The organism is Aurantimicrobium minutum, from assembly GCF_029894165.1.
Taxonomy (GTDB): domain Bacteria; phylum Actinomycetota; class Actinomycetes; order Actinomycetales; family Microbacteriaceae; genus Aurantimicrobium; species Aurantimicrobium minutum_A.
This window is the reverse complement of the sequence record NZ_JARXXU010000001.1, coordinates 756,135-782,242: the sequence shown is the minus strand read 5'-3', so window position 1 is coordinate 782,242 and position 26,108 is coordinate 756,135. Positions and strand designations below refer to the sequence as shown.

Sequence of the window (26,108 nt, the reverse complement as noted above, 5' to 3'; positions counted from 1 at the left end):
TGGCGCCGTACCTGTAGCAGGAAGTTAACTAGCTTGTGATGCTTTCGCAACTGCCGCTGCAACAGCACCCGCCACGCGCTCATCGAGCGGACTGGGCACGATGTAGTCCACACTGAGCTCATCCCCCACGAGTTCCGCAATGGCATTCGCAGCCGCGACCTTCATCTCCTGAGTGATCCGACGAGCGCCGGCATCCAGTGCACCGCGGAAGATTCCAGGGAAAGCCAGCACGTTGTTGATCTGGTTGGGGAAGTCACTGCGACCAGTGGCAACGACCTTCGCGTACTTGCGGGCAACCTCGGGCTGAACCTCGGGGTCTGGGTTTGAGAGTGCAAAGATCATGGCGTCGTCGCTCATCTTGGCCAGCAGGCTCTCATCCACTTTGGAGGAGGAGACGCCAATGAAGACATCTGCACCTTCGAGAGCTTGTGCGGGACCGCCCTCGATGCTGCGCGGGTTGGAGCGTGCCGCAAAACTGGCCTTGGCATCGTGGAGATCCACGCGGTGGGTGGTCAGCGTGCCACGAGAGTCCAAAACGATGACGTCCTCAATTCCCACCGCCAGCAGCATTTCACCCACTGCGAGACCTGCAGCACCAGCACCCGCGATGACTACCTTCAACGAACTGAGCTCACGGCCGACAATCTTGGCGGCGTTTGTCAGAGCTGCGAGAACAACAACGGCAGTGCCGTGCTGGTCATCATGCATGACGGGCATGTCGAGAGCCTCAATAACTTTGGCTTCCACTTCAAAGCATCGCGGTGCAGAGATATCTTCGAGGTTCACAGCGCCAAAGGAGTGCTGCAGACGAACCAACGTCTCCACGATCTCATCCACGTCCGTGGTGTCCAGCACCAGAGGAATCGAGTCGAGCCCGGCGAAGCGCTTGAACAGAGCCGACTTACCTTCCATCACCGGAAGAGAGGCGGCAGGACCAATATCGCCTAGACCCAACACCGCGGTGCCATCGCTGACCACGGCAACCAGACGGCTGGCCCAGGTGTGAGTGCGAGCGACCGAGGCGTCGTCATGGATAGCACGGCAGACCTCTGCAACACCGGGGGTGTAGGCGATGGACAGGTCGCGTTTGCTCTCAATGGGCGAACTGAGAACGATCTCCAGCTTGCCGCCCTCGTGGGCTGCAAAGATTTCGTCGCGAGTGGGGGCAGTGGTTGGTTCAGACATGAGTCTTCTCTCCGTTAAGAAGCTCTGGCATGTCTCAAGCCAGAAGTGTGGTGTGTTACTTCACGCCGCGCGGTGGATGGGAAACCGGGAGAAATAACGAGGGACTTGGTAAAAAGCCTGAACCACAGTGTATCTGGGCTCTGGCGTGGGAGGTGTTCCGTTTCGAAACAGTGTGTCTCAGAGCTTTAGATGTGTCGGCCTCCGGAGACTTCCACGACATTACCGGTCATGTAGCTGGACAGGTCACTGGCCAGGAACAAGGCAATGTTGGCTACTTCTTCTGGCGTGCCAAAGCGACCCAGTGGAATCTCCTTCTTGCGTGACTCCTGCACCTCAGGAGGCATGTCATCGAGCATTTTGCTCTCGATGAGGCCGGGCTGAATGGCGTTAATTCGCACTCCGGCGAAACCGACCTCTTTGGCGGCGGCTTTGGTTAGACCAACGATGCCCGCCTTGGCCGCGCTGTAGTTAGTCTGTCCAGCGTTGCCCACCTTGCCCGAGATGGAAGAGAGGTTAATGATGGCACCTCCCCCATGCTCTCGCATCCAGCCAGCAGCAGCGCGGGTGCCGAGCCAAGAGCCCTTGAGGTGAACGTCAATGACGAGATCGAAGTCCTCGATGCTCATCTTCTTCATGGTCGCATCGCGGGCAATACCAGCATTGTTGACCCAAATGTCGAGCCGGCCAAAGTGTGCCGTGGTTTTTGCCACGACCGCATCCACCGCGTCAGGGTCGGAGACCCCCGCGGTGATGGCAAGGACTTTCTCACCTGCACCCAAGCGCTCCACCGCAGCGGCCAGGGCATCACCCGAGATATCGGTGATGACCACCGATGCTCCGTTGTCGAGGAAGGTGCGCGCAATAGCGTGGCCGAGGACTCCCCCGGCACCGGTGACGACGGCGACCTTACCTTCCAGAAGCGAAGTCTGAGTTTTAGGCAAAGTAGAGCCCTCCGTTGACATGGATTGTTTGACCGTTTACCGCGGATGCGCGGTCGGTAACCAAGAATTCAATGGCGGCAACGATTTCGTCCTGAGTGAGGAAGCGCCCCAGAGGTGAGCCCGCAGTAATGGTGGCGCGCTGCTCTTCAGTCAACGTTGCGGTCATGGGAGTTTCGGTTGCGGCAGGTGCGATGAGGTTGGTGCGGATTCCCTGAGCACCGAGCTCGCGGGCGTAAGACCGCACGAGGCCGGCCAGTGCAGCTTTAGATGCAGAGTAGCCACCCTTGCCCATCAATCCACCGCCGTTGAACGCGGCGGCAGAGCCCATCACGACGAAGGAACCTGTCTGTTTGTGCTCGAGCATGTTGCGGGCAACCGAGGAGAGCACGTGGTGAACTCCCAACACATTGACACCCAAGACTGTGCTGAACTCAGCTGAGCTGAGTTGCAGGAGCGGTGTTTGCGAGACGATGCCTGCGGCAGCAACAACATCCGTGATGGGAAGTTCTGCATACAGGCCAAAAATCGCTGCTTCGACAGCCGCCTCATCGGTGACGTCGGCCACGAGGGCACGGTGACCGGTCCCCGGCAAGCGAGTAAGGGCTGCGGCGACGTTGTCGTCACGGTCCATCAGCACGATCGTGCCGCCCTGCTTCGCGAGCTGTTCCGCGGTGGCAAAACCGATACCTGATGCTCCACCCGTAATAAGGACGGTGTGACCATTAAAAAGGTGAGTCATGTTGTTAGACAATCGCGAGAGCGTTGGCGGGGCTTCCCGCACCACCAACGAGGTTGAGGGGTTCTGCAGTAAGAAAGACGTCGTAGTGCCCTGATGCAGCACAGGCATCGCCGAGCTCGTCAAGATCCCACAGTTCACCGAGGGTGAAACCGAGGAGACCAATGAGGAGCCGGTGCAGCATGCCGGTGTGGCTGGATGGTTCCATCCGGCCTTCCTGCTCGGCAATGGTGGGCAGGTTGACACGGTTGGCAGGCCAGGCTTCGACAGCCAAATTGTCGGCAGCAATCATGGCTGCTTGGCTGTTCCACAACCATGCCGCAATCTCTTCGCTCTGGGCCAGGCCTGCAGAAAGTACGGGACTGCCGGGCACATGGCGTCCCTTGCGGTAGTCCGCAATCCAGCCGGTACGCAGCAGAAGAATGTCCCCTGGCTCCAGGGTTGTGCCCTGATACGCCAGAGTGTTGTCCAGGTCTTCCACACTGAGCTGTTCATCACTCATGGTGTTAATTGGACGACCAATGCTTTCCCGGTACCGGGCAACATCGATAAGGATTCCTCGGCCTGTAATGCCTCGCTCGGCCACGTTGTGGATGCTGAGCTCACCGTGTTCGGTGTCGAGGATGTCTCCGCTCACACCGTTATAGAACCCACGGTCGGGGTGGGCAAAGTGACGCAGGCTATCGATCTGCGTCGAAGCTTGAGTAAAGAAGCTATCCAGACGTTCGTCACGGTGAAACTCATTGAGACCAAAGATCTCGTGCTGCACGAGGCCGCGGTGGCTAATCAGTGCTGGGGTGAAGAAGTTGAGCGACAGGTTGAGGTTAAACACCTGGCCGGTGCGAATGCTGTTCTTTGCATTCAGCACACGCTGAGGGGTTAAGTGGTTCAGAGTCCCTACCCGATCCTCTTCTCCAAACACGCCCCAGGCGTCTGGATAGAGTGAGCCCTCATGCTGAGGGAGCTCGGTATATGTCGGGAAGGGACTCTGCACCATTGCGTTGTCGTTCAGTGTTGACCTAGTTGGTCGACTTTACTTCGTGGATTTCGATCATGTTGCCGGCAGGGTCAGTCAGGAAAATCTGGTGCCAGCCCTTGACTGACCAAATACCCCAGTCGTCGAAGGGAATGTTGTTGGCAGTGAGCTGTGCCTTGATTTCTTCAATGTTGTCGGTGCGGAAAGCGTAGTGACCACCAATGAGGGGGTTGACCGAGTGCTTCTCCTGCAGGGCCAGATAAGGCTGGCGCTGGGTGACGTGAATCTGAAGTTCGTCGGGGTCGCCTGCTTCGTAGAACTTGGCAGCGTCTGCCCATGCTTCGTCACCATCGGTGGTTTCAGCGGCAGAGGTCGCGATCATGGGAGGTGAAGGAAGGAGGTTCAGACCCAGTGCCTTCTCGTAAAACTCAGCCAGCGTCGACATGTTGTCGGAGGTGACGTTTACGTGGTGCAGTCTCAAATATGCCATCGGATTTATTCCTCTCGTTTGCTATGACTCTGTCACGACTATTACCCTCAAGTCCAATATCAAATTGACAGGCTTTTATGTAATTATTCCTCTGAATCGAGGTAGGAAGCATCTGCCGTACTCAGCGGATGCTTCGGGGTCGGCAGGATTGACTCCGCTACCTGAATGACAGATGCGACCGCGGCAGAATCGTTGTCTGCCCGCCAGGCCACAGCGGACTGGAAGCGAGGAACGTTTCCCTCCAATTTGAGATATTTCACACCCGGTTGCTGAATGTGAATTGTGGAGGAAAGCGTCAACGAGATACCCTGGCCAGCGGCCACGAGCGCTTGGATTGTGTAGGAGTCGGGAGCATCCTGGACAACGTTGGGGACGAAACCGTGCTCCCAGCACACGCGGTGTGTAATCGCACGCATGGTAGATCCTGACCCGCGTGGAAAGCTCACAAAAGGTTCCTGCGCGAGGTCCGTCACTGTGATGCTTTCTTTCTGCGTCAACCAGTGATCGGCCGGAACGACACACATCAGTGTTTCTTCCTCAATAGGGCGGTAATTCAGGCCAGGCACAGTAAACGGCAGACGCACAAAACCCACTTCGATGTCGCCCTTAATCAAGGCCTCCTGCGCCGCATTGGCATAGAGCTGACCCTGTAACACCAGCTCGATGTTGGGGAATTTCTGCTGAACACCCTGCGCCAACTGAGGCAGCAGGAAACGGCTCGATGCGCCGGCAAAACCAATGCGCACCCGGCCATACTGGCCAGAACCTGCGGCTTTGGCCGCTAGTTCTGCTTCATTGAGCTCGCGGAACACCAACCGGGCATGGGTCAGAAATGCCTCACCGGAGTCCGTCAATTGCACCGAACGGGTGGTGCGATTGAAGAGCTGTACCCCCAGCTCTTTTTCGAGTTGGCGAATCTGCTGGCTCAGCGGAGGCTGGGCGAGTCGGAGTCGTTCGGCGGCCCGACCAAAGTGCAATTCTTCCGCGACAGCAATGAACGCGTGAATGTGGCGCAGTTCCATAGCTCAATTATATAAAAAATCGTTCAAAATAACAGAGCTATAAAGTATTGGACTGTGCTCAATGCTCTGTGGCACACTCGAGGCAGACTGCTGATCAGCTGGGAGTACCTCCGTGTCCACACTTGCCGCCAACCGCAAACCCAAAGTCATGGGCTTGCGCGACGCCATCTCCACCTATGTGCACTCCGGTGACACTGTCTCGCTCGAGGGTTTTACCCACGCCATTCCCACAGCTGCCGGGCACGAAATCATTCGACAGGGCATCACGGACCTCACCCTGGTGCGCATGACCGCCGATATCGTGGTGGACCAGATGCTGGCAGCAAACTGCATCAGCACCTTGGTTTCCTCCTTCGTGGGCAACTCTTCGGCTGGATCCCTCGGTGAAATACGCCGCCGGATCGAAGCATCCGGACCCCAGAACCTTAACTACGTGGAATACAGCCACTACGGCATGGTCTGTCGATACCTCGCCGGCGCACAGAAGCTTCCCTTCTATCCCCTCCGTTCCTACTTCGGCAGCGACTTGCCCAAAGTGAACCCCGAGATCCGCAAGGTACTCTCCCCTTACCCTGGTCCCGACGGTAAGCCCGAAGAAATCTATGTCGTTCCCCCCATCAACCCTGATGTGGCAATTGTGCATGCCCAGCGCGCAGACCAGTGGGGCAATGTCCAGATGTGGGGCTTGACCGGCATCCAAGCCGAGGCCGTGTTCTCCGCCAAGCACGCCATCGTCACGGTGGAAGAGATTGTTCCCGATGACGTCGTCCGTTCAGACCCGAACCGCACCATCATTCCTTCCCACGCAGTTTCTGCGGTCGTCCCGGTTCCCTTCGGCGCTCACCCGTCCTTCATCCAGGGTTACTACGACCGAGACAACGACTTCTATCGCTCCTGGTCAGCCATCAGTGCCGACGAAGCACTTCTGGCCGAGTGGCTAGCCACCTGGGTGCACGGAACGACAGACCACTCCGAATACGTCGAACTCATGGGCGCAGCCGAGCGCGAACGCCTCTCGGTTGCCCCCGCCATGAGTCAGCCAGTGAACTACGGAAGACGCAGATGACCACCACACAGTCCTACTCAGTAGACGAACTCATCACCATCACCGCCGCACGCGAGTTGGTGGATAACAGTGTGGTCTTTGCCGGCATCGGCCTGCCCACCTTGGCAGTTTCTCTGGCACAAAACACCACGGCGACCAACCTCGAAGTGATCTACGAATCCGGCGTCTGCGGAGCACACCCCAGTGAGCTACCCTCGACCATCGCCGATGCGGTACTCATCACCGACTCCGAAGCAGTACTCACCATTAGCGCCCTCTTCGGCTACGTCCTCCAGGGAGGCCGTATTGATGTGGGTTTCCTCGGTGCCGCCCAAATTGATAAGCATGGCAACCTCAACTCCTCCGTGATCGGTGACTGGGATGCGCCCGCAAAGCGCCTCCCTGGCTCCGGCGGTGCGCACGAAGTATTGGCCAACGCCAACGAGACCTTTGTCATTATGCGTCGTCACACCGCACGTGCTTTTGTGAAAGAACTTGACTTCTGCACCTCTGCTGGTCCCGACCGCGTGATTGCCGAGGGTGGAACACCCCGCTCCCGCGGTGTGACCAAAGTGTTCACCGAATACGGTGTGATGTCACGTGCTGGAGCAGGCGAAGAACTTACTTTGACCGCAATTCACCGCGGCATCACCGCGGAAGATGTCGTTGCCGCCACGGGCTGGGAACTACAGGTTTCACCTGAGCTCACCGTGATTGCGCCGCCCACCGAGGCTGAACTTGCACTCCTACGCGACGAGATTGACCCCTCGGGCGTCTATCTGCGGTAAGGACTAGGCCACGGCCTCTGCGATGATCTCGAGCATGCGCCCGGGAACATCGACAAACATGTCGTGCCCGGAGGCCACGGAAATGACCGTCCAGTCAGCCTGACCTTCGAGACGCTTCGCGATCTCCTGGAATGGGCTGGGGTTATTCTCGGCAGCGAGAACAAACACTTTGATATCCACGTCTAGTGCAGAGGGTTCATAGTGAACCGGCTGGAGATAGGTAGGCAGTGGGTGCGGGACGACACGGGGACGCATCTCCTGGAACGCAGGGTCTGGGAATACCCGGTATCCATCAAAACTCACACTGAGGAACAGTTCTTGCATCTCGATGCTGAGGGCATCCCACAGCCGCTTACCGGGCTCAGGGACCATCGCATCACAGTAGAGCAGCCCCCGAATCCTCCCGCGCAGACGCTCAGCGGCTCCGGTGATCACCATGCCGGCATAACTGTGGCCGACCAGAACAACATCGGTGAGGTTCTCTGATTCAACGAGCTGCACAACATCTTCGATGTGAGTATCGAGGTTGATGACCGTCGAAACCGGGTTCTCGTGGTCCATCCCTGTCAGGGTGGGGGCATAGACGGTGTGACCAAGCTGTTTCAAGCCAGGGACGACCTCGTCAAAATACCAGCCACCGTGACCGCTGCCCGCGATCAGCACAATTGTTGCCATGAGTTTGTCTCTTTACTCGTGAAAGGAAGTGTTTACTTCGTCATCCAGTCCTGCATGGCGGTCAACGTCTCCAGAGCACCGGGGTGGCCTGGTTCGTTGAGATAGCCGTGAGCAGTTCCTGGTTCGAAAGAAAGCGAGACAGGAACTCCTGCAGCCTTCAGTTGTTCTGCAAAAGCTTCTCCGGAGGGACGAAGGTCATCTGCTTCTGCGTTGATGAGAAGTACGGGAGACATTCCGGCAACCACACCGTCCGCGGGGAATGCCACGGGCACGGCACGGGGGTCGGCCTCGCCGACGTAGTTGTCGTTGATCACGCGCATGAAGCCCGGGGTGAAGCGCTGGTCGGGACGCAGTGTGTCCGCTGCAGCAGCAGCTTCGGAGCTGGCTGCAGGAACGATGTCGTGCATGACGGGGTAAATCGAAATGAGCGACGCAGGAAGAGTCTGACCTTCAGCCAGCATGCGCAAGGCAACGCCTGCCGACAGGTTAGCTCCCGCGCTGGCACCACCGAGATGGATAGACCGGGGCTGTTGCGCCCAGATACTGCTGTCTGCTGCTGTGGCCACAAGCCAGGCAGCAGTTGCTTCATCGTTGGGCACGGGATGATGAACACCGTTGAGGGCCTTGGAATAATCCAGGGCAAGAACAGCGATACCGCGCGAAGCGAGCACCAGCGCAACCCAGTTAGATTCCGGCATATCAAGATCGCCGGCAATGAACGCACCGCCGTGGATCCACACTAAGGCAACACCCGAGGGGTCTTGGGGGTCGTAGACACGTCCGGGAACCGAGCCATGCACACTCGGGATGTCCACGTCGCGCACTGCAACGCTCTGCAGTTCAGGGAACCTGGCAAGCAAGGACGCGTGGTCGATATCGTCACGGGGATCCGGCATCGAACCGCCACTGGCCAACATGTTGATGAAGGTGTGGGCGAATTCAACCCCAGGGTCTACTGACGAGTTGTCGGTCATTTCTTTTTTCCTGCAGCAAGGATGGTCTCAGTGCCGGGGTATCCCTCCAGGAATGCCTTGCGCTGTTCACGACGCTCACGCTGTCGGATGGGGTCTGCCAGGGGCGAGGCCATCAGAAGCTTCTGCGTGTAGGGGTGCTGAGGATTCGAGGTGACCTGATCTCCATCGCCGACTTCAACGATGTTCCCATGGAACATCACCGCAACGCGGTGGCTGATGTGTCGCACAACGCCCAGGTCATGGGACACGAAGAGGTAAGAGACTCCCGTGCGTTCCTGAATCTCGATGAAGAGATCCAGTACGCGTTCCTGCGTGGTCAAGTCGAGCGCGCTGACGGGCTCATCACACACGATGAGCTTAGGGTCCAGCGCCAGAGCTCGGGCGATAGCGACGCGCTGTCGCTGGCCACCACTGAACTCGCGAGGCAAACGCTTCGCAGCATCGGAGGGCAGCCCCACGCTGTCGAGCAGACCGTTGACACGCTGGCTGGCATCGGCACGGCTCACTCCCGCAGCGGTGAGTGGCTCCATCAGGATCTCACCGATGTTCATGGAAGGGTTGAGGGAATTGTAAGGGTCCTGGAACACAACCTGGATTTCGGAGCTCAGCGTGCGACGTTCCTTACGTCCCAGATGTGCAATGTCACGGTCGCGGTAGAGGATGCTTCCTCCGGTGACCGGGGCAAGTCCGAGAACGGCACGACCGAGGGTGGTCTTACCGGAACCGGATTCACCCACGAGGCCCAGGGTCTCACCTGGCTTGATGTCGAGTGATACCGAGTGCAGAGCAGTGAACGGCTTCTTGCCGAACCCCTTGGCCTTGTAGGTAACCTCAAGGTCTTTGATCTGAAGAAGGTTTTCCATCAGGCGGCCCCTCCGGTCGTTGCCAATGCCCCACGTGGAGTGCTTTCGTCCAAGATCGCGTCCAGCAGCGACTTTGTGTACGCGTTGGTGGGCTTGGTAAAGATATCGACCACGTCACCGCTTTCGACGATCTTGCCCATCTGCATCACCGACACACGGTCACACAGGTCAGCCACAACACCGAAGTTGTGCGTCACGAGCAGGATGCTGAGCTGACGCTCCTGCTGCAGATCACGCAGCAGATCCAAAACTTCAGCCTGAACGGTCACGTCGAGGGCGGTGGTGGGCTCGTCCGCGATGATGAGTTCAGCATCACAGGAGACGGCACCGGCAATGAGCACACGCTGTGCCATTCCACCAGAAATTTCGTGAGGGTAGGAGGCCATGGTGCGTGCAGGGTCAGGAATTCCCACGCGACGAAGCAACGCAATCACGCGCTCTTGTGCGTCCTTTTTGGAAATACCCAGAACATCACGCATCGGTTCAATGAGTTGACTACCAATGGTGAAGGAAGGGTCCAGGTTGGACATGGGCTCCTGAGGAATGTAGGCGATGCGACGACCACGAACCTTGCGGAAGACGTCCTCAGAAGCGCCCACAAGCTGAATGCCATCGAACAGGATTGATCCACCGAGGACGTTACCGCCCTGTGGGAGCAAGCCCATCACCGAGAATGCTGTCTGCGTCTTTCCCGAGCCGGATTCACCAATCAGACCGTGGACTTCACCTTTACGGAGGTCGAGGCTGACACCGTGGACAACCTCCTTGATAGAACCTCCCGGCTGGTTGTAGCCCACGCGAACGTTGCGAACCGACAGCAAGATGTCAGAAGCAGGTGCTGATTCTGCAGTTTCTACCTCAGGAACGACCTTGACGGTGCGGCGCTGGGTGGGGGCAGAGCCTTCGAGGATGTCACGAATGGAGTTAGCCAACAGAACCAGTGCCATACAGGTGAAAGCCACCGCCAATGCGGGCCAAATCACCAGAGTGGGCTGACGGTAGATGTTGCCGAAACCGTCATTAAGCATGGCGCCCCAGGTGGGAACCATCAGGTCACCGAGGCCCAAGAATTCCAGACCAGATTGAATCGCGATAGCAATACCCAACACAATGGCCGACTGAATGATGATCGGTGCGCGAACAACGGTCAGAATGTGGCGACCAATGATGCGGCTATCGCTCAAACCAGAGACACGGGCAGCATCAACGTAGAGTTCGCCGCGCACCCCTCGAACCAGGGTATAGACCAGCCTAAAGAAGGCAGGCGAGAGCAGGACCCCGAAGACCGCCATCGACATCCACACCGAAGGTCCGAAGACGGCGCGAGCTGCCAACAAAACGATCACCGCAGGCAAGGCCATGATGATGGCCGTTCCCCACGAAGAAATATTGTCAAAGAAGCCACCGTAATACCCAGCGAGCAAGCCGCCCACGACACCAATAATGAGGGAGACAACCAGCGCGACTAAAGCTGCAGCAATACTGACTTGCGTCGCGACGAGCAGTCGGGATATCACGTCACGACCAGCCGAGTCTGTTCCCAACAGGTGCTCAGCACTCGGTTGGTTCAAGATTTCCTTAATGGAGGACAAGTTGGGGTCGTGAGGAGCAATAAAGCTTCCCAGAATTGCAACCAAGGTCAGGATAAGCAGATACGCCATCGACACCACAGCGAGGGGATTACGCAACAACTTACGGAAGAGGTGGTCGCTGGGCGCATCAGGTGCGACCGTGGCGGCAGGAGTGAACTCCGACATTACATTCTCACTTTCGGGTTCAATGCCGCCTGACTGAGATCAATGAGCAGGTTGACCAGTACGACGATAATGGCGGTGACAAGAACGAGCCCCATCACCATGGGGATGTCAGCCTTGACCGTGGAGCTCACTGCAAGTTGACCAATACCAGGTATAGCGAAGACCTGCTCCACGATGACGGCGCCACCGAGCAGACCAATGAACTGAACGGCCAGAACCGACAATGCTGGGCCACCCGCGTTTCGCAGGATGTGCTTGAGAACAATCTTGTTCAGTCCGAGACCACGGCTGCGCAAGGTGCGTACATAGTCGCGGTTGAGTCCATCCAGAATTGCTCCACGCACCTGCTGAGTGACGACCGAGACGGTGCCCAAGGCAAGTGCCGTAATGGGGAGAACAATTGAACGTGACCAGGCACCCACATCTTCCGTAATGGGGGTGTATCCGGTGGCGTTGAACCAGCCCAGGTTGATGGCGAAGATGAGGACGAGGCCCAGCGCGAGCAAGAAGCCCGGCAGAGCAAAACCAATGATGGAGATGATCTGGACGACGCGGTCGATCCAGCCTCCGCGGACGGCAGCGAGAACGCTGAGGACTACAGCGACGATGGCTGCGATGAGGGTGGCGCCCAGTACCAGGGTGAGCGTCACGATGAGGCGGTTACTCACGCCTTCACTGACGAGCTCACCGGTAAACCAGGAGCGACCAAAGTTTCCCTGCAGAGCGTTGACTACCCAGTCACCGTATTGCTGCCAGAGGGGGCGGTTCAGACCGAGTTCTTCGGTCTTACGCTCAATGAGGTCTTGTGTTGCTTGCTGGCCGAGAATACGGCGTGCAATGTTTTCGCTGTTTGCGTAAAGCATGGCGAAGGTAAGGGCAGAAATCACCAGAACCAAAACTAGACCTGCAAGCAGGCGGCCGAGGATAAATCGAATCACGAGGAGGGTCCCATCACCATAGTGGGGCCAGCCTAAACAAGTTCAGGCTGACCCCACAAGGGTTGTTATGTGTTACTTCTTAGGCTGAATATCGTAGAGCGATGGAACAGCGTTGGTAGGCATGACGGTTACCGAAGTTGCGGGATCGGTAGCGTAGCCAACCTGTACACGGAAGAACGGTGCGAACCAAGCCTGCTCAACAACGAACTTGTTGAGTTCCTTAGCCTTAGCGTTCTGAGTTGCCTCGTCGCCAGCCTGGATCTCGTTGATCAGAGCGGTCGAAGTTGCATCAGCGTACTTGAAGGGGTTGAAGATAGCAGTGGGGCTCAGCATGAACTGAATGAGCTGCCAGTCCTTCTGCTCTTCGAGTGCCATGTATGCAGCTGGGAACTTAGGTGCAAGCATGTCTGCAATGTAGTTCTCAGGAGCGGTGTCGCTGTATTCAGCAGTGATACCTACGTCAGCGAGCTGCTGAGCGATGATAGTGAATGCAGTTGGGTCGAGTACGACGGTGCTGGGCATGGAGATGGTGAGACCATCTGCGTATCCGGCTTCCGCAAGAAGCTTCTTAGCCTTTGCGGGGTCGTAGGGGTACATCTCATCCAGTGCGGGGTCGTATGCAGGAGAAGATTCCTTGAATACCTGAGTGGTGGCAGTACCGTTACCCTGCTGAAGTGCCTCGAGGAGTCCCTCGCGGTCGACAGCGTAGTTGATGGCCTGGCGAACCTTGACATCACCCAGTGCAGGGTTAGTGGTTCCGGCGCGGTCCAGGAGGAGCAGACCCATGAAGTCAAGCTCGTTCATGTTGAGTGCCCAACCAGCGCCCTCGATCTGAGCGTTGTCCTTGTTACCAGCAAGCTTGGCAGCGTTAACTTCGCCAGCCTGAATTGCGTTGGTAATGGCGGTGGGGTCAGACAGCACCTTCATGGTGATCTCGGTGTAGTGCTGAACTTCTGGGTTCCAGTAGTCAGGGTTAGCGGTGAAGACGTAGCTAGAACCGTCAACGGTTGCCTTCTGGTCCAGGATGTAGGGGCCAGAACCGATGGGGTTGGTTGCAGCATCTTCTGCATCAAACATTGCAGGGCTTGCCATCAGACCAGCTTCGCGACCGATGTAGGTGGTCAGTGCAGGATCTGGAGCAGAGAGGGTGATGACAACGGTGTAGTCGTCAGTTGCCTCGAAGGATTCGACGCTGGCGAAGTCGTTAGCGGCAAGACCGCCACCGTTCTTGAATCGCTCCAGGTTCTGAACAGCAACATCTGCGTTGAACGCAGTGCCGTCGGTGAACTTGACGTCGTCACGAAGGGTGAGGGTCAGGACAGTGTTGTCCTCGTTGTAGGAGTATGCCGACGCGAGGTAAGGATCGATCGATCCATCTGCGTTGGTGACCAGGAGGGTGTCGTAGACAGCCTGGTAGTAGAGTGCGCGGTTACCCCACTCAGCCTGGCTGACGTCGAAGGAGCTTGGTGCAATGATCTGGCCGAGTACTACGGACTCGTCAGTCGCTGGTGCAGAGTCGGATGCAGCACATCCGGACAGTGCGAGCGTCGCAGCTGCGACAGCAGCGGTGACGGATAGTTTCCAACGGAACATCTTTGGTCCCTTTCATATCTGAATAAGAAGCAATCCGTCTTGGACCGCCAAGAAACTAAAATAGCATCAAAACCTATAATCCTGTAGGTTTTCAAAAATCCTTTATCAAGTTGTTATTTTTTGTTACAGAACTCAGGCTTGACTACGCGGATTTGTTACACCTCACTGTCGAGAAATTTCTGTTTCCCACGGTGAAAACATGCTTCACTCCCACTTTTACTCCTCTCCGACATAAGGTAAACGCATGCCTCTACATCCCCTCTTCGCAGATCGCCTCGACGTTTTCGCTGATGAAAACTTGGACTTTGGTCAAAAACTAGAAATCTTCAACGCACCCCTCACTGACTATGTCTCCCCCGCAATCCACACCACCGACATCACCGTGGTATCTCCAGAGGCAGAAATTCCCGTGCGCGTCTATCGCCCCGAAGGAAATACCGCAACCCTTCCGGCGCTGCTGTGGTTCCACGGTGGCGGTTTCACAGAAGGTGGGCTCTGGCAGAACGAATCTGATGTTGTCGCTCGCGAAATCGCAGACCGCACCCCCATGGTTGTTGTGGCGGTGGACTACCGCCTGTGCAACGATGGCGTCCTCTTCCCTGCACCACAGGAAGATGGCCTAGCCACCCTAAAGTGGCTCCTCGAGAACGCGACCGAACTCGGTATTGACGCGTCAAAAATCTTTGTCGGCGGCATTAGTGCCGGTGGTGCGCTCTCCGCAGCACTCGCTGTCCAGCAGCGTGACCTCGGATTGAATGCAGTGACCGGAGTTTTGCTCAGTTGCCCACTGCTCCACCACACGCTTCCTCCCTATAGCGAGGAGCTGCAGAGCAAACTCGAAGAGGTCAACGGTTTCGGCATTGGACGCGAGATGGTCGAGGGCCTCAACAAATACCTCACGAATGACAATATTGCCGGAGCTCCCCGCTGGTGGTTCGCCGGTGAAGTGGAAGACCACACCGGTTATCCCGCAACGCAGATCATTAACTGCGAATACGACGCACTGCGCTCCTCCGGCGAGAAGTTCGCTGAACAGCTCGCTGCCGCAGGAGTCGATGTGGAGGTGAGCTTCGAGCCAGGAACGCCTCACGCTCATATCAACCGTTACCCCCAGGACTGCGAGCCCATGGATCGCACACTCAACTCCATGGCGGCGTTTATCCACGCACGCATCTAGCCGCACGTTAACTGTCTGTGGGGGTGTCCAAACGGACACCCCCACAGACAGTTATGGGATTAGTTCACGGTGACGTCGGCATTGAGCGCACCGTCAAGCTTGACCGAACGGGCTGCGCTGAGCGTAAATGTTCCTACTTCGTAGTTCCAGCCAGATGCCCAGTCTGCGAATGCGCGACCCTTGATGGTCAGCGTCACGGAGACGGTTTCACCGGCTTCGGCGCTGACACGGTCAAAACCACAGAGCCACAGCGGTGGACGGGTCACGGTGGAGTTCTCGCGTGATGCATAAATTTGCACCACGTCACTGCCGTCACGATCACCTGTATTCGTCATCGAAACGGTCACCTCGAAATCTTCACCGGGAGCGACATTCGCCGGCGCCGTGAAGTCGACGAGTTCCCACGTGGTGTACCCGAGTCCATAGCCAAATTCATAGGCCGGCGTCTTGCCCGAGGCAGCCCACGCACGGTATCCGATGTTGAGGCCCTCGGAATAGACGAGCTTTCCATCTTTCGGAGTGGTGTCCAATACAGGAACATCTGCCATGGCCACGGGCCAGGTGGTCGGGAGACGGCCACCGGGCTCTGCGTGACCAAAAAGAACATCGGCGAGCGCGTGTCCGTACTCTTCACCGGGGAACCAGGTGAGCACAACAGCAGCTGCCTTCGTGCGCCACGGCATCTCCACAGGAGAACCCGCGTTCACGACCACGATGGTGTTGGGGTTTGCGGCAATAACCGCATCCACAAGTGCGTCCTGCTGGCCGGGGAGGGCGAGAGAGTCACGGTCGTGACCTTCGCTTTCCACCAGAGCGGTTGTTCCCACGACGACAATGGCGACGTCGGAGGCCTTCGCGAGGGCGATGGCCTCGTCCCATTCCGCTTGCTCACTCTTGCGAGGTGCACGGTAACCAAAGATGGAGGTCACAAGACCAAAGAACAGGGGGATGTCGGTCACGAACTCGGTTGAGATCACAACTTGCTCACCCGCAGCCAGTTCAATATCCACGTAACGCTGGGGTGGAGCGAGAAGCGCCTCCGCGGGGTCAGCACCTTCGGGCTGAATTTTTTCCGAGATACGCTGTTCGCCGTTGATATACACAGTGAGGTGACCCATCCCGCCGCCACCGAAGCGGTGAACGCCGTCAACAACGGCCGTAAAGGTGGTCGAGGCTTTCACACTCTTGGCGGCGAGGCTGATGTCGGGCCACTGGCGGGTGAGGAAGTTGGCGTAGCGAACTTCGCTTTCTAACAGGTTGCCTTCTTCGCCGAACCAGGACACGTCAATCCCGTGCTCCCCGTTCGATGCGGTGATCTGTTCGAGTGGGTAATCTTCGAGGGCATCAACCGAATAGACGCCATAGGCGTGCGCGACGGTAGCACCAGCAGGTGCTGCCTCACGGATACCGCGTAACGGCGATACAGAGTCGTACGGGATGGTGGTAGCGGAGCCGCCGCCACCGATACGGCCGATTTCGGCATGTTGACCGATAACCGCGATGCTGGAGGCACCAGCAAGTGGCAATACGCCGGAGTTCTCTACGAGAACCATGCCCTGGGCTGCGATCGTGCGAATTTCTGCACGAGCATCAATGCGGGCGGGAGTCTTGGCTACCGAATCACCGAGTGCACCGACGCGCTGAGCCAAGAGAAGCAGACGTGCGACCTTGTCATCGAGAGCGTCCATGCTGACGGTGCCGGCTTGGACGGCCGCCAACAATCCTTCATTCCAGATTGTGGCAGGTCCTGGCATAGCAAGATCAAGTCCGGCGTTACCGGCTTCCTCCACAGAACGAACAGCGGTCCAGTCCGAGACCATGAAACCGTCAAAGCCCCACTCTGTTTGTAGCGGCGTGCGCAGTAGATCGTTCTCCGTCATGGTTTCACCATTGACGGCGTTGTAGGCAGCCATCATGCCCCAGGCTTCACCGTCAACAACGGAATCTTCGAAAGGAGCGAGGTAGACCTCACGTAGGGTGCGCTCGTCCACGATTGCGTCGACAGTGAAACGTTCGTTTTCGCTGTCGTTGGCGACGTAGTGCTTCGGGGTGGTGGCCACGCCGTTGTCTTGAGCGCCCTTGATGTAGGAAACGGAAAGTTCACCGGTGAGGTAGGGGTCTTCGCTAAATGCTTCAAAGTGGCGGCCACCCAGCGGTGAGCGGTGCAAGTTGATGGTGGGACCCAGAACAATCGAGACACCCTTACTGCGCGCTTCCAGGGCTGAGATGGCACCGAGAGTTGTCAGGGCATCTCGATTCCAGGTTGCCGACGTGCACGTGGCAGAGGGCAGGGTGAATGACTTGTGGCGCTCATCCCACACTTCTCCACGAACACCGCTGGGGCCATCGGACATGACCATTCGTCGCAGCCCAATTTCTGGGATTGCGGTGGTCGACCAGGGGCCATCGCCACTGACAAGGGAAACTTTTTGCTCAACACTGAGCTTCGAGATGAGGTCAACAATCTCGCGAGGGAAACTTTTCATAGCAGTCACGATAACACTAAAAACCCTTCAGATGAGAGGTTTATTAACGGAGTAGTCAACGAAACCCCAGTGCGGGCTAAACGCTCTGTTTTACCCCGGCGACGCGGGTCAACGCCTCAGTAAAAGCGGGGATCATGTCGAAGTCATCATCGATGAGCCACTGCAGCTGCAAACCATCCCAGATAGCCACAACGATGCGCGAGCTCAGAACATCTTCGGGGGCAGGAACATCCCTGCCCGCGTCTTTCGCGATATAGCTCGCAAACAACGCGACGGTATCACGGTAACGCGTCACCATAAAGCTGTGCGCAGGGTGAGCTGGGTCTTCTGCTTCAGCCGCCAACGTCGAGAACAAGAGGGCCTCGGTTTTATTCGATATGTCCTCCCGTGCAATGGCGAGAATTCGTTCGATCCAGGTACCGTGACCGAGCTCAAAACGATTGCCCTGGATCGCATCACGTTCTTCGATGATCTTCATGAGTAGTTCTTCTTTGGAACCAAAGTGGTGCAACAAACCCGCCTGGGTGAGGTCACAGGCTTTGGCGATTTCGCGCATGGAGGTGGCGTAAAAACCATTCTTAGAGAAATAGACCATCGCCACGGTCATGATCTCGCGCTTCTTATCTATGCCCTTTTGGTAGGGGCCACGCTTCTTTGATTCCACCCCGTCACTATATTCCTCACAGTGAAAGGTTTTGGGCAAGCTGCGAGTGTGTTTAGACCGAACGTTTGGGGCGAAGCTCTTTGGGCAGAGAGAAAATAAGGTCTTCCTCGGCCGTTTTTACTTCTTCGATCGTGGTGAAACCACCGGTTGCCAGCACCTCGAGCACATCTTGCACGAGTTCCTCCGGAACAGAGGCGCCACTGGTGACTCCTACAGAAGAGACACCCTCAAACCATTCCTGCTTGATTTCGTCCGCAAAGTCCACTCGGTACGACGCCTTGGCGCCGTATTCCAGCGCTACTTCGACCAAACGAACCGAGTTCGACGAGTTGGCCGAGCCCACCACAATCACGAGGTCTGATTGTGCAGCGACCTTCTTGATGGCAACCTGGCGGTTTTGCGTGGCATAACAAATGTCATCGCTGGGGGGATCTTGCAAGTTCGGGAAGCGCTCACGCAAGAGACGCACCGTCTCCATGGTTTCGTCCACGCTCAGCGTGGTCTGAGAAAGCCACACCACCTTGTTGGGGTCCTTGACCACAATCGAGTCCACTGCATGAGGGCCGTCGACGATGGTGACGTGGTCGGGAGCTTCACCAGCGGTGCCCTCCACTTCTTCGTGACCGATGTGACCAATCAACAAGATTTCGTAATCGTCTCGGGCGAAACGCACTGCTTCACGGTGAACCTTGGTCACCAATGGGCAGGTGGCATCAATGGCCTGCATGTTGCGAGATTCAGCCTCAGCGACGACGGCTGGTGAGACACCGTGTGCAGAGAAAACGAGGTGTGAGCCTTCGGGTACTTCATCTACTTCGTTGACGAAGATGGCACCGGCTTCTTCCAACGTGGTGACAACGTGCTTGTTGTGCACGATCTCTTTGCGCACATACACCGGAGCCCCATAGGTCTCGAGTGCCTTCTCCACGGTGATCACGGCACGGTCCACTCCGGCGCAATAGCCACGTGGTGCTGCCAGCAGAACACGCTTGGGCTCGGGCGACGGCATCTCCACGAGAGTCATGGTGGGGCGGGCAATGCGGGGCATACCCAGACCGATGTTCTTAGCGCTCACGTGTTCCAGTGTAGGAGAGAAGAAGTGGGTGCGTGACCGTGGTCTCGACTACCCTCGAGAGTATGAGCGAAATGGCGGCCACCCCGGAGAATCCGTGGCCCATTGCCGCGCTCACCACCAAGCTCAAGTCCTATCTGGACCGCCTTGGGCTGGTCTGGGTCGAAGGCGAGATTACCCAGTGGGATCAGCGATCCTCCGGCGTCTTTGGCAAACTCAAAGACCTCACTGAAGACTCCACCATGGGCTTCACCATCTGGTCGAACGCAAAAACGAATATGCCGGCTGATATCAAACAAGGTGATCGCGTCATCGCGTTGGTGAAGGTCGACTTCTGGAAGAAGAACGGCAACTTAGGGCTCAACATCCTGGAGCTGCGCCATGTGGGTCTCGGCGATTTGCTGGAAAAACTTGAACGTCTGCGCACACAACTCGCGACAGAGGGTCTCTTTGATGCGGACCGCAAAGTTCCCCTTCCCTTTCTCCCTCAGCGCATCGGATTGATTACCGGGCAAGACTCCGATGCCGAAAAAGATGTCCTGCGGAATGCCCACCTACGTTGGCCTCAGGTCGAGTTCACCGTCATCCACACCAAGGTGCAGGGCGATCAGACCGTGCCGGAGGTCATCGCAGCCATCCAGAAACTCGATGCAGATCCCACTGTTGACGTCATCATCATCGCCCGCGGCGGTGGCGACTTCCAGAATTTGCTGCCCTTCAGCGACGAGAAGCTCGTCCGTGCAGCTGCTGCCTGTGTCACCCCCCTGGTGAGTGCCATCGGCCACGAAGCCGATGCCCCGCTGTTGGACAACGTGGCGGACTTGCGTGCGTCCACACCAACGGATGCGGCCAAGCGCGTTGTTCCCGACGTGAGTGAAGAACTCGCGCGCGTGGCCGATGCGCGCAGTCGCATCGCTAACCGCGTGACCGGTTTCCTTTCTTCCGAGTCAGACAAGCTCGATACGTTACGTTCTCGACCGGTGCTCGCAGATGCCGAATGGATTATCACGACCCGCGCAGAAGAAATCGTGCGCACGGTGCAACGAGGTTCAGATGTGGTTGACCGTATCTTGCACAATGCCGCGCAAGAAACTCAGTCCTTGAAAACTCAGCTCCGAGCGCTCTCTCCCCAACACACTCTCGACCGCGGCTACGCCATCGCTGTGCTTGCGTCTGGCAAGGTCGTCCGCGCCGCAGCCGAAGCACCCGCGGCAACCACCTTCAGCCTGACCCTCGCCGAAGGCACCATTGACGCCGTTTCTTCAGGTTCGCGAAAGGTAGAATCGTAACCATGGCAACCCCCACAGATGTCTCGAAGCTCAGCTATGAAGACGCCCGGAACGAGCTTGTTTCCGTTGTTGCCCAGCTGGAACAAGGCAGCCCCACTCTGGAAGAGACCCTCACCCTCTGGGAGCGCGGCGAAGCGTTAGCTCTGCGCTGTGAAGAGTGGCTGGTCGGCGCCAAGGAACGTTTGAACGCTGCCCGAGCAGGACTTGACACGTCCGAATGAGCCCTCGCCAGAAACAACCCAAGATTGTCGCGGAGCTCGGTCGCCCTGAGACTGCCGCAGAGACGGCCGCACGTAAAGCAGAGAATTCTCGCCTGTACCGTTCCCGCAAGACCATCAACAACCTAGTTTACTCCCTCCTTGTTTGTGTAGGCCTGGTCCTCGTGATCTATTTCATGGTTCCCCGCGCAGAAGGAGAGCCCAACTGGCAGATCGATTACGTGGCACAAAGTGAGGTGGCCTCAGAGTCCCTCGGCGAAGACCTTCTCGTGCCCGCGATGCCCGGCGAATGGAAAGCCAACGCCGCAGAGCTGCGCAACAGTAGCAATGGCCAAGTGACCAGTTGGTATATCGGGTTCATCACACCGGCCGACAAATTCATTGCATTCAATGAAGCCTTCGATGCAAATGCGACCTGGATTTCCAACACCCTCAATGACTACCCCGCCACCGGCGAGGTCACGATCGATGGCCAGGTGTGGACGGTGTACGACAACCGCTCAATGGAAGGTGCTGGAAATGTGGAGTACGCCCTCGTGACAACCTCCGGTAATCGCACCGTCGTCCTCTTCGGCACGGCCGATGATGCTGAATTTGCCCAACTTGCCACCTCCATCACGGCTGACTTGAGGAGCACAGAATGACACGGATTACGCCGGCAAAAGCATGGGCCGAAATGGCCCGCGGCAATGAACGATTCGTCAGCGGCGCCCCCGCTCACCCTCGACAGGATGTTGAGCGCCGTGCAGAAATCGTGGACGCCCAGCGTCCCACTTCGGCCCTTTTTGGATGTTCCGACTCCCGCCTGGCCGCTGAAATTATCTTTGATAAAGGCCTAGGTGACCTGTTCGTCGTGCGTAACGCGGGCCAAATCATTTCCGACTCGGTCGTGGGATCTCTCGAGTATGCCGTGGGTGTGTTGGAAGTTCCCCTCATCGTCGTGCTGGGCCACGACAACTGCGGAGCAGTCCGTGGCGCCATCGACATGTTGGGGCCAGATTCCACTCCCCTGCCTCCCCACATCGCCGCCATGGTCTCGCGCATCGTTCCTGCGATCCGCCGCGTTGCTGGCAAAGCAGGATTATTTGCCCCGGACGGTTCTCTCAACCCCGATGAGGTAGACGCCCTCGAAGTGGGCCGTGAACACCTCCGCGACACCATTGCCGAGCTCATGGAAAGCTCCGAACTGATCACCCAGGCGATCGCCGAGGGTAATCTTGCCATTGTCGGTGCGAACTATCGCCTCGGCCAGGGGCTGGTTCAACCCGACGTTGTCGTCGGTGACATCGGCCAATAAGTTTTCTCACTTTTTTCCACCCGAACTGATACCAAAGGAAGCATCCCCGTGGCTAAAAACCCTGAATTCCGCATTGAGCACGACACCATGGGTGAAGTACTCGTTCCCATCAATGCTCTCTACGCAGCACAGACTCAGCGTGCGGTGGAGAACTTCCCCATCTCGGGTAGCACCCTCGAGTCGGCACACATTGCCGCATTGGCTCAAATTAAGAAGTCTGCTGCACTGGCGAACGCTGAGCTTGGCGTACTGAACAAGCGCATCGCAGACTCCATTGCATGGGCTGCTGACCAGGTCATCACCGGCAAGTACGACGACCAATTCCCCATCGACATCTACCAGACCGGTTCGGGCACGAGCTCGAACATGAACATGAACGAGGTGCTGGCTAAGCTCGCATCCGACAAGCTCAAGAAGCCAGTCCACCCCAACGACCACGTGAACTGCTCGCAGTCTTCCAACGACGTGTTCCCCACCTCCGTCCACGTTGCCGTGACCAGCGCCATGATCAAGGACCTCATTCCTGCACTCGACTACTTGGCTAAGTCGCTGGAGCGCAAGGCCAAGAAGTGGGAGAGCGTGGTGAAGTCCGGTCGTACCCACCTCATGGACGCCACTCCTGTGACCCTCGGTCAGGAATTTGGTGGCTACGCAGCTCAAATGCGCCTGGGCATCGAGCGCATCAAGGCAGCACTGCCCCGCGTTGCTGAGGTTCCCCTCGGTGGCACCGCAGTGGGCACCGGCATCAACACCCCGAAGGGCTTCCCTCAGCTGGTCATCAAGAAGCTAGCTAAGGAAACCAAACTCCCTATCACCGAAGCTCGCGACCACTTCGAAGCTCAGGCCAACCGTGACGGTCTGGTCGAGGCATCTGGCGCACTGCGCACCATCGCCGTCTCTTTGACCAAGATTTGCAACGACATCCGCTGGATGGGGTCCGGCCCCAACACCGGTCTTGCTGAAATTCACATCCCCGACCTCCAGCCTGGCTCCTCGATCATGCCCGGCAAGGTGAACCCCGTTGTTCCCGAAGCTGTCCTCATGGTCTGCATGCGTGTGATCGGTAACGATGCCGCTGTCGTCATGGGTGGCGCATCTGGTCTGTTCGAGCTCAACGTTGCTATTCCCGTCATGGGGAGTTCCGTGCTCGAGTCGATCCGCCTGCTTGCTGCCTCCTCGCGCATCCTCGCGGACAAGACCGTCAACGGTCTCGTTGCCAATGAGAAGCGCGCCCGAGCACTGGCAGAGTCCAGCCCCTCCATCGTGACCCCGCTGAACAAATACATCGGTTACGAGGCCGCAGCAAAGATTGCCAAGCACGCTGTGGCCAAGGGCCTCACCATCCGTGAAGCAACTCTGGAGCTCGGCTATGTCGATGGAAAGAAGCTCACTCTGGAGCAGCTCGACACCGCACTTGATGTGCTGTCGATGACGCACCCCTAATCATTCATCTCGCAAGGAGCACATCCCCATGCAGTACACCCAGTTGCGAGACCTGACAGTTTCCAAAATTGGGCTGGGTTGCATGGGGATGTCTCATTTGTTCACGGGTAAGGATCAACCCGATGAGGTCCACATCGCCACGATTCATCGTGCTCTGGATCTGGGCGTCACGTTCTTTGACACTGCCGAGATTTATGGCCCTCTGAAGAATGAAGTCTTGGTCGGCAAAGCACTTGCCGGTCACCGAGACGAGGTCGTCATTGCCACCAAGTTCGGCATGATGACCGGTGAAGGTGCGGAAAGAAAAAGTGGCTTCGACAGCACCCCGAAGAACATTCGGTATGCGGTCGAGGCTTCACTGACGCGCCTGAACACTGACTACATCGACCTTTACTACCAACACCGCGTGGACAAGAACGTCCCCATCGAAGATGTCGTGGGAACGCTGTCGGAACTCGTGACCGAAGGAAAGATTCGCCACATTGGCCTCTCTGAAGCAGGCATGACCACCATTCGCCGCGCCAACGCGGTGCACCCCATCACTGCTCTGCAGTCCGAATACTCGCTGTGGTCACGCGACCCGGAAGATGGCACCCTCGACCTCCTTGCAGAACTCGGCATCGGATTCGTTCCATACTCACCACTGAGCCGAGGCATGCTCGGTGGCAAGATCCGCTCGCTCGATATCTTCGATGAGGATGATTGGCGCCTGAGTAACCCTCGATTCCTGCCGGGGAACTTTGAACAGAATCTTGAGATTCTGCAGGAACTGGAAAGCATCGCTGCAGAACTTTCTGCCACCCCCGCCCAGGTTGCACTGGCGTGGTTATTGGCCAAGCGCCCTGACTATGTTCCAATCCCTGGAACAGTCCGGATCTCTCACTTGGAAGAGGATCTGGCTGCTGTGGACCTCGTCCTCACCGCAGACCAGGTTGCCCAACTGGACCGTATTTCTCAGCCGGTAGGGCACCATCACAATGAGGAACAGACAGCCATGTTGGACCGCGGCTAACCCGGTTCCATATCTGCTGGATATGAATGGGAAAGATGGCGGTGTGCCATACTTTCTGACATTCGCCCTGTACGACAGCGTGTGTCAGGGCACCCCCGAAGTTTCTTCCATCACAACAGTGAGTGTGTATGCCTTCCAAAATCTCTGACAGCGTCCTCAGTGCCGTGTCCGTCATCCCTGACCGAGCCACCGTCATGATCGGTGGCTTCGGTCTGGCCGGTCAGCCACAGGCCCTCATTGACGGTCTGATTGAGCACGGGGCAACAGATCTCACCATCGTGAACAACAATGCCGGTAATGGCGATGTGGGACTTGCACTGCTTATCAAACTGGGCCGTGTCAAAAAGATCATCTGCTCCTTCCCCCGCCAGGTGGACTCACACCACTTCGACGAGGCCTACCGAGCCGGAAAGATTGAACTCGAGGTTGTCCCGCAAGGAAACCTGGCCGAGCGCATCCGTGCCGCCGGTGCCGGCATTGGTGGCTTCTTCAGCCCCACCGGCTATGGAACACTCTTGGCCGAAGGCAAGGAGACGCGCACCATCGAGGGAAAGAACTATGTTCTGGAATCCCCTATCCACGCCGATTTCGCACTCATCAAGGCACACAAGGCTGATCCTCTGGGTAACCTGATTTATCGCAAGACGGCACGGAACTTTGGACCGGTGATGGCCACTGCGGCCACCCAAACCATCGTGCAAGTCAGTGAGATTGTCGAGGTCGGAGATCTGGATCCCGAGCACATCATCACTCCCGGCATTTTTGTGAACAAGATTGTGCAGGTCACAGCATGAGCGGTGCACCCTTGAGCCGTGCCGAGATGGCACAGCGCGTCGCGGCCGATATTCCTGTCGGAGCATTTGTGAACCTTGGGATTGGCATTCCAACCAGCGTCTCCAACTACCTCACCGCCGAACAAGAAGTGACGCTGCACACCGAGAACGGCATGCTGGGCATGGGCCCGGAAGCTCACGGTGACGAGGTAGATCCGGATCTCATCAATGCGGGCAAGATTGCCGTCACCGAGCTTCCTGGTTGCAGCTACTTTCACCACGCGGACTCGTTTGCCATGATGCGTGGCGGGCACCTCGACATTGCCGTGTTGGGAGCGTTCCAAGTTTCCGCCGCTGGCGACTTGGCCAATTGGCACACCGGAGCCCCGGATGCCATTCCTGCCGTGGGCGGGGCAATGGACTTGGCCGTGGGCGCAAAGCAGGTTTTTGTCATGATGGAGCTCACCACCAAGAGTGGCGCGGCCAAGATTGTGGAGCAGCTGACCTACCCTGCGACAGGCCTAGCCTGCGTCAGCCGCATTTACACCGAACAGGCCATCTTCGACATCACGCCCGCCGGCGTTGTCGTCACAGATGTTTTTGGCGAGGCAACCGTGGATTCACTGCGTGAACTCACGGGACTGCCACTGCTCGACCAGACTGCCTAACCGCAGATTTTCCCCATTTATACGCC

General features: G+C 57.5%; 26 protein-coding genes. 11 read left to right on the top strand and 15 right to left on the bottom strand.

Annotated elements, in window-relative coordinates; all coding sequences use genetic code 11:
- Positions 1-24: 24 nt before the first annotated feature.
- The 6 genes from M2119_RS04090 to M2119_RS04065 form a co-directional block, all read right to left on the bottom strand.
- Complete coding sequence (locus M2119_RS04090) at positions 25-1,185, bottom strand: NAD(P)-dependent malic enzyme (protein ID WP_280803681.1); 1,161 nt, start codon at positions 1,183-1,185, stop codon at positions 25-27.
- Positions 1,186-1,370: 185 nt separating this feature from the next.
- Positions 1,371-2,126: a 3-oxoacyl-ACP reductase FabG gene (gene fabG, locus M2119_RS04085; protein ID WP_280803680.1), complete on the bottom strand. Its 756-nt coding sequence runs from the start codon at positions 2,124-2,126 to the stop codon at positions 1,371-1,373.
- Positions 2,119-2,865: an SDR family NAD(P)-dependent oxidoreductase gene (locus tag M2119_RS04080; RefSeq protein WP_280803678.1), complete on the bottom strand. Its 747-nt coding sequence runs from the start codon at positions 2,863-2,865 to the stop codon at positions 2,119-2,121. The genes fabG and M2119_RS04080 overlap by 8 nt, the downstream gene beginning before the upstream one ends.
- 4 nt (positions 2,866-2,869) lie before the next feature.
- Positions 2,870-3,859 (bottom strand): cyclase family protein, encoded by a 990-nt coding sequence (locus M2119_RS04075; protein ID WP_280803677.1) that lies wholly within the window; start codon positions 3,857-3,859, stop codon positions 2,870-2,872.
- Between the two features lie 22 nt (positions 3,860-3,881).
- A complete protein-coding gene (locus M2119_RS04070; protein ID WP_280803676.1) occupies positions 3,882-4,328 on the bottom strand; it encodes a VOC family protein in 447 nt (148 codons plus the stop codon).
- Positions 4,329-4,411: 83 nt separating this feature from the next.
- Positions 4,412-5,350, bottom strand: coding sequence for a LysR family transcriptional regulator (locus M2119_RS04065; RefSeq protein WP_280803675.1), 939 nt, complete (start codon positions 5,348-5,350; stop codon positions 4,412-4,414).
- A 112-nt stretch (positions 5,351-5,462) separates the two neighbouring features.
- On the opposite strand from M2119_RS04065, the gene M2119_RS04060 reads away from it, so the two are divergent.
- Together M2119_RS04060 and M2119_RS04055 are read left to right on the top strand one after the other, a co-directional pair.
- Positions 5,463-6,416 carry a CoA transferase subunit A gene (locus M2119_RS04060; RefSeq protein ID WP_280803674.1) on the top strand — a complete coding sequence of 318 codons (954 nt, stop codon included), beginning with the start codon at positions 5,463-5,465 and terminating at the stop codon, positions 6,414-6,416.
- Positions 6,413-7,183: a CoA-transferase subunit beta gene (locus tag M2119_RS04055; protein WP_280803673.1), complete on the top strand. Its 771-nt coding sequence runs from the start codon at positions 6,413-6,415 to the stop codon at positions 7,181-7,183. The genes M2119_RS04060 and M2119_RS04055 overlap by 4 nt, the downstream gene beginning before the upstream one ends.
- A 3-nt stretch (positions 7,184-7,186) precedes the next feature.
- Here M2119_RS04055 and M2119_RS04050 read toward each other — a convergent pair whose 3' ends face one another.
- The 6 genes from M2119_RS04050 to M2119_RS04025 form a co-directional block, all read right to left on the bottom strand.
- A complete protein-coding gene (locus M2119_RS04050) occupies positions 7,187-7,858 on the bottom strand; it encodes an alpha/beta fold hydrolase (RefSeq protein ID WP_280803672.1) in 672 nt (223 codons plus the stop codon).
- A gap of 32 nt (positions 7,859-7,890) precedes the next feature.
- Entirely contained in the window at positions 7,891-8,832 is a 942-nt protein-coding gene (locus tag M2119_RS04045; RefSeq protein WP_280803671.1) for an alpha/beta hydrolase, read from the bottom strand.
- On the bottom strand, positions 8,829-9,695 hold the full coding sequence (locus M2119_RS04040; RefSeq protein ID WP_432418498.1) for an ABC transporter ATP-binding protein: 867 nt from the start codon (positions 9,693-9,695) through the stop codon (positions 8,829-8,831). Before M2119_RS04040 ends, M2119_RS04045 begins: the two co-directional genes overlap by 4 nt.
- The gene (locus tag M2119_RS04035) at positions 9,695-11,452 is read right to left on the bottom strand and encodes a dipeptide/oligopeptide/nickel ABC transporter permease/ATP-binding protein (protein ID WP_280803670.1); all 1,758 of its coding nucleotides are present in this window, start codon (positions 11,450-11,452) and stop codon (positions 9,695-9,697) included. Before M2119_RS04035 ends, M2119_RS04040 begins: the two co-directional genes overlap by 1 nt.
- Positions 11,452-12,390: an ABC transporter permease gene (locus M2119_RS04030; RefSeq protein ID WP_280803669.1), complete on the bottom strand. Its 939-nt coding sequence runs from the start codon at positions 12,388-12,390 to the stop codon at positions 11,452-11,454. The genes M2119_RS04035 and M2119_RS04030 overlap by 1 nt, the downstream gene beginning before the upstream one ends.
- A 72-nt stretch (positions 12,391-12,462) precedes the next feature.
- Positions 12,463-13,983: an ABC transporter substrate-binding protein gene (locus tag M2119_RS04025; RefSeq protein ID WP_280803668.1), complete on the bottom strand. Its 1,521-nt coding sequence runs from the start codon at positions 13,981-13,983 to the stop codon at positions 12,463-12,465.
- 244 nt (positions 13,984-14,227) lie between these two features.
- Here M2119_RS04025 and M2119_RS04020 point away from each other — a divergent pair, with 244 nt between their 5' ends.
- Complete coding sequence (locus M2119_RS04020; RefSeq protein WP_280803667.1) at positions 14,228-15,160, top strand: alpha/beta hydrolase; 933 nt, start codon at positions 14,228-14,230, stop codon at positions 15,158-15,160.
- A gap of 59 nt (positions 15,161-15,219) precedes the next feature.
- Here the strand turns inward: M2119_RS04020 and M2119_RS04015 are convergent, their stop codons facing one another.
- From M2119_RS04015 to M2119_RS04005, 3 genes are all read right to left on the bottom strand, one after another.
- The gene (locus M2119_RS04015) at positions 15,220-17,646 is read right to left on the bottom strand and encodes a beta-glucosidase family protein (protein ID WP_280804449.1); all 2,427 of its coding nucleotides are present in this window, start codon (positions 17,644-17,646) and stop codon (positions 15,220-15,222) included.
- A gap of 76 nt (positions 17,647-17,722) precedes the next feature.
- On the bottom strand, positions 17,723-18,310 hold the full coding sequence (locus M2119_RS04010; RefSeq protein ID WP_280803666.1) for a TetR/AcrR family transcriptional regulator: 588 nt from the start codon (positions 18,308-18,310) through the stop codon (positions 17,723-17,725).
- A gap of 52 nt (positions 18,311-18,362) precedes the next feature.
- Positions 18,363-19,334: a 4-hydroxy-3-methylbut-2-enyl diphosphate reductase gene (locus tag M2119_RS04005; protein WP_432418513.1), complete on the bottom strand. Its 972-nt coding sequence runs from the start codon at positions 19,332-19,334 to the stop codon at positions 18,363-18,365.
- A gap of 113 nt (positions 19,335-19,447) precedes the next feature.
- On the opposite strand from M2119_RS04005, the gene xseA reads away from it, so the two are divergent.
- From xseA to M2119_RS03965, 8 genes are all read left to right on the top strand, one after another.
- On the top strand, positions 19,448-20,671 hold the full coding sequence (gene xseA / locus M2119_RS04000; protein ID WP_280803665.1) for an exodeoxyribonuclease VII large subunit: 1,224 nt from the start codon (positions 19,448-19,450) through the stop codon (positions 20,669-20,671).
- A gap of 2 nt (positions 20,672-20,673) precedes the next feature.
- A complete protein-coding gene (locus M2119_RS03995) occupies positions 20,674-20,892 on the top strand; it encodes an exodeoxyribonuclease VII small subunit (protein ID WP_280803664.1) in 219 nt (72 codons plus the stop codon).
- A complete protein-coding gene (locus M2119_RS03990; protein WP_280803663.1) occupies positions 20,889-21,533 on the top strand; it encodes a DUF4245 domain-containing protein in 645 nt (214 codons plus the stop codon). Before M2119_RS03995 ends, M2119_RS03990 begins: the two co-directional genes overlap by 4 nt.
- Positions 21,530-22,186 (top strand): carbonic anhydrase, encoded by a 657-nt coding sequence (locus M2119_RS03985; RefSeq protein ID WP_280803662.1) that lies wholly within the window; start codon positions 21,530-21,532, stop codon positions 22,184-22,186. Before M2119_RS03990 ends, M2119_RS03985 begins: the two co-directional genes overlap by 4 nt.
- A gap of 48 nt (positions 22,187-22,234) precedes the next feature.
- Positions 22,235-23,629: a class II fumarate hydratase gene (locus M2119_RS03980; RefSeq protein ID WP_280803661.1), complete on the top strand. Its 1,395-nt coding sequence runs from the start codon at positions 22,235-22,237 to the stop codon at positions 23,627-23,629.
- A gap of 28 nt (positions 23,630-23,657) precedes the next feature.
- Positions 23,658-24,641 carry an aldo/keto reductase gene (locus tag M2119_RS03975; RefSeq protein WP_280803660.1) on the top strand — a complete coding sequence of 328 codons (984 nt, stop codon included), beginning with the start codon at positions 23,658-23,660 and terminating at the stop codon, positions 24,639-24,641.
- Between the two features lie 128 nt (positions 24,642-24,769).
- Positions 24,770-25,435 (top strand): 3-oxoacid CoA-transferase subunit A, encoded by a 666-nt coding sequence (locus M2119_RS03970; RefSeq protein ID WP_280803659.1) that lies wholly within the window; start codon positions 24,770-24,772, stop codon positions 25,433-25,435.
- Complete coding sequence (locus tag M2119_RS03965; protein WP_280803658.1) at positions 25,432-26,082, top strand: 3-oxoacid CoA-transferase subunit B; 651 nt, start codon at positions 25,432-25,434, stop codon at positions 26,080-26,082. The genes M2119_RS03970 and M2119_RS03965 overlap by 4 nt, the downstream gene beginning before the upstream one ends.
- The last annotated feature ends 26 nt before the right edge of the window (positions 26,083-26,108 follow it).

What these genes read in the sequence shown, in the direction of transcription:
- M2119_RS04090 (WP_280803681.1), bottom strand. Translation starts at nt 1,185, where the DNA reads ATGTCTGAACCAACCACTGCCCCCACTCGCGACGAAATCTTTGCAGCC.
- M2119_RS04080 (WP_280803678.1), bottom strand. Translation starts at nt 2,865, where the DNA reads ATGACTCACCTTTTTAATGGTCACACCGTCCTTATTACGGGTGGAGCA.
- M2119_RS04075 (WP_280803677.1), bottom strand. Translation starts at nt 3,859, where the DNA reads ATGGTGCAGAGTCCCTTCCCGACATATACCGAGCTCCCTCAGCATGAG.
- M2119_RS04070 (WP_280803676.1), bottom strand. Translation starts at nt 4,328, where the DNA reads ATGGCATATTTGAGACTGCACCACGTAAACGTCACCTCCGACAACATG.
- M2119_RS04065 (WP_280803675.1), bottom strand. Translation starts at nt 5,350, where the DNA reads ATGGAACTGCGCCACATTCACGCGTTCATTGCTGTCGCGGAAGAATTG.
- M2119_RS04055 (WP_280803673.1), top strand. Translation starts at nt 6,413, where the DNA reads ATGACCACCACACAGTCCTACTCAGTAGACGAACTCATCACCATCACC.
- M2119_RS04050 (WP_280803672.1), bottom strand. Translation starts at nt 7,858, where the DNA reads ATGGCAACAATTGTGCTGATCGCGGGCAGCGGTCACGGTGGCTGGTAT.
- M2119_RS04045 (WP_280803671.1), bottom strand. Translation starts at nt 8,832, where the DNA reads ATGACCGACAACTCGTCAGTAGACCCTGGGGTTGAATTCGCCCACACC.
- M2119_RS04040 (WP_432418498.1), bottom strand. Translation starts at nt 9,695, where the DNA reads ATGGAAAACCTTCTTCAGATCAAAGACCTTGAGGTTACCTACAAGGCC.
- M2119_RS04035 (WP_280803670.1), bottom strand. Translation starts at nt 11,452, where the DNA reads ATGTCGGAGTTCACTCCTGCCGCCACGGTCGCACCTGATGCGCCCAGC.
- M2119_RS04025 (WP_280803668.1), bottom strand. Translation starts at nt 13,983, where the DNA reads ATGTTCCGTTGGAAACTATCCGTCACCGCTGCTGTCGCAGCTGCGACG.
- M2119_RS04020 (WP_280803667.1), top strand. Translation starts at nt 14,228, where the DNA reads ATGCCTCTACATCCCCTCTTCGCAGATCGCCTCGACGTTTTCGCTGAT.
- M2119_RS04015 (WP_280804449.1), bottom strand. Translation starts at nt 17,646, where the DNA reads ATGAAAAGTTTCCCTCGCGAGATTGTTGACCTCATCTCGAAGCTCAGT.
- M2119_RS04005 (WP_432418513.1), bottom strand. Translation starts at nt 19,334, where the DNA reads ATGACTCTCGTGGAGATGCCGTCGCCCGAGCCCAAGCGTGTTCTGCTG.
- xseA (WP_280803665.1), top strand. Translation starts at nt 19,448, where the DNA reads ATGAGCGAAATGGCGGCCACCCCGGAGAATCCGTGGCCCATTGCCGCG.
- M2119_RS03995 (WP_280803664.1), top strand. Translation starts at nt 20,674, where the DNA reads ATGGCAACCCCCACAGATGTCTCGAAGCTCAGCTATGAAGACGCCCGG.
- M2119_RS03990 (WP_280803663.1), top strand. Translation starts at nt 20,889, where the DNA reads ATGAGCCCTCGCCAGAAACAACCCAAGATTGTCGCGGAGCTCGGTCGC.
- M2119_RS03985 (WP_280803662.1), top strand. Translation starts at nt 21,530, where the DNA reads ATGACACGGATTACGCCGGCAAAAGCATGGGCCGAAATGGCCCGCGGC.
- M2119_RS03975 (WP_280803660.1), top strand. Translation starts at nt 23,658, where the DNA reads ATGCAGTACACCCAGTTGCGAGACCTGACAGTTTCCAAAATTGGGCTG.
- M2119_RS03970 (WP_280803659.1), top strand. Translation starts at nt 24,770, where the DNA reads ATGCCTTCCAAAATCTCTGACAGCGTCCTCAGTGCCGTGTCCGTCATC.
- M2119_RS03965 (WP_280803658.1), top strand. Translation starts at nt 25,432, where the DNA reads ATGAGCGGTGCACCCTTGAGCCGTGCCGAGATGGCACAGCGCGTCGCG.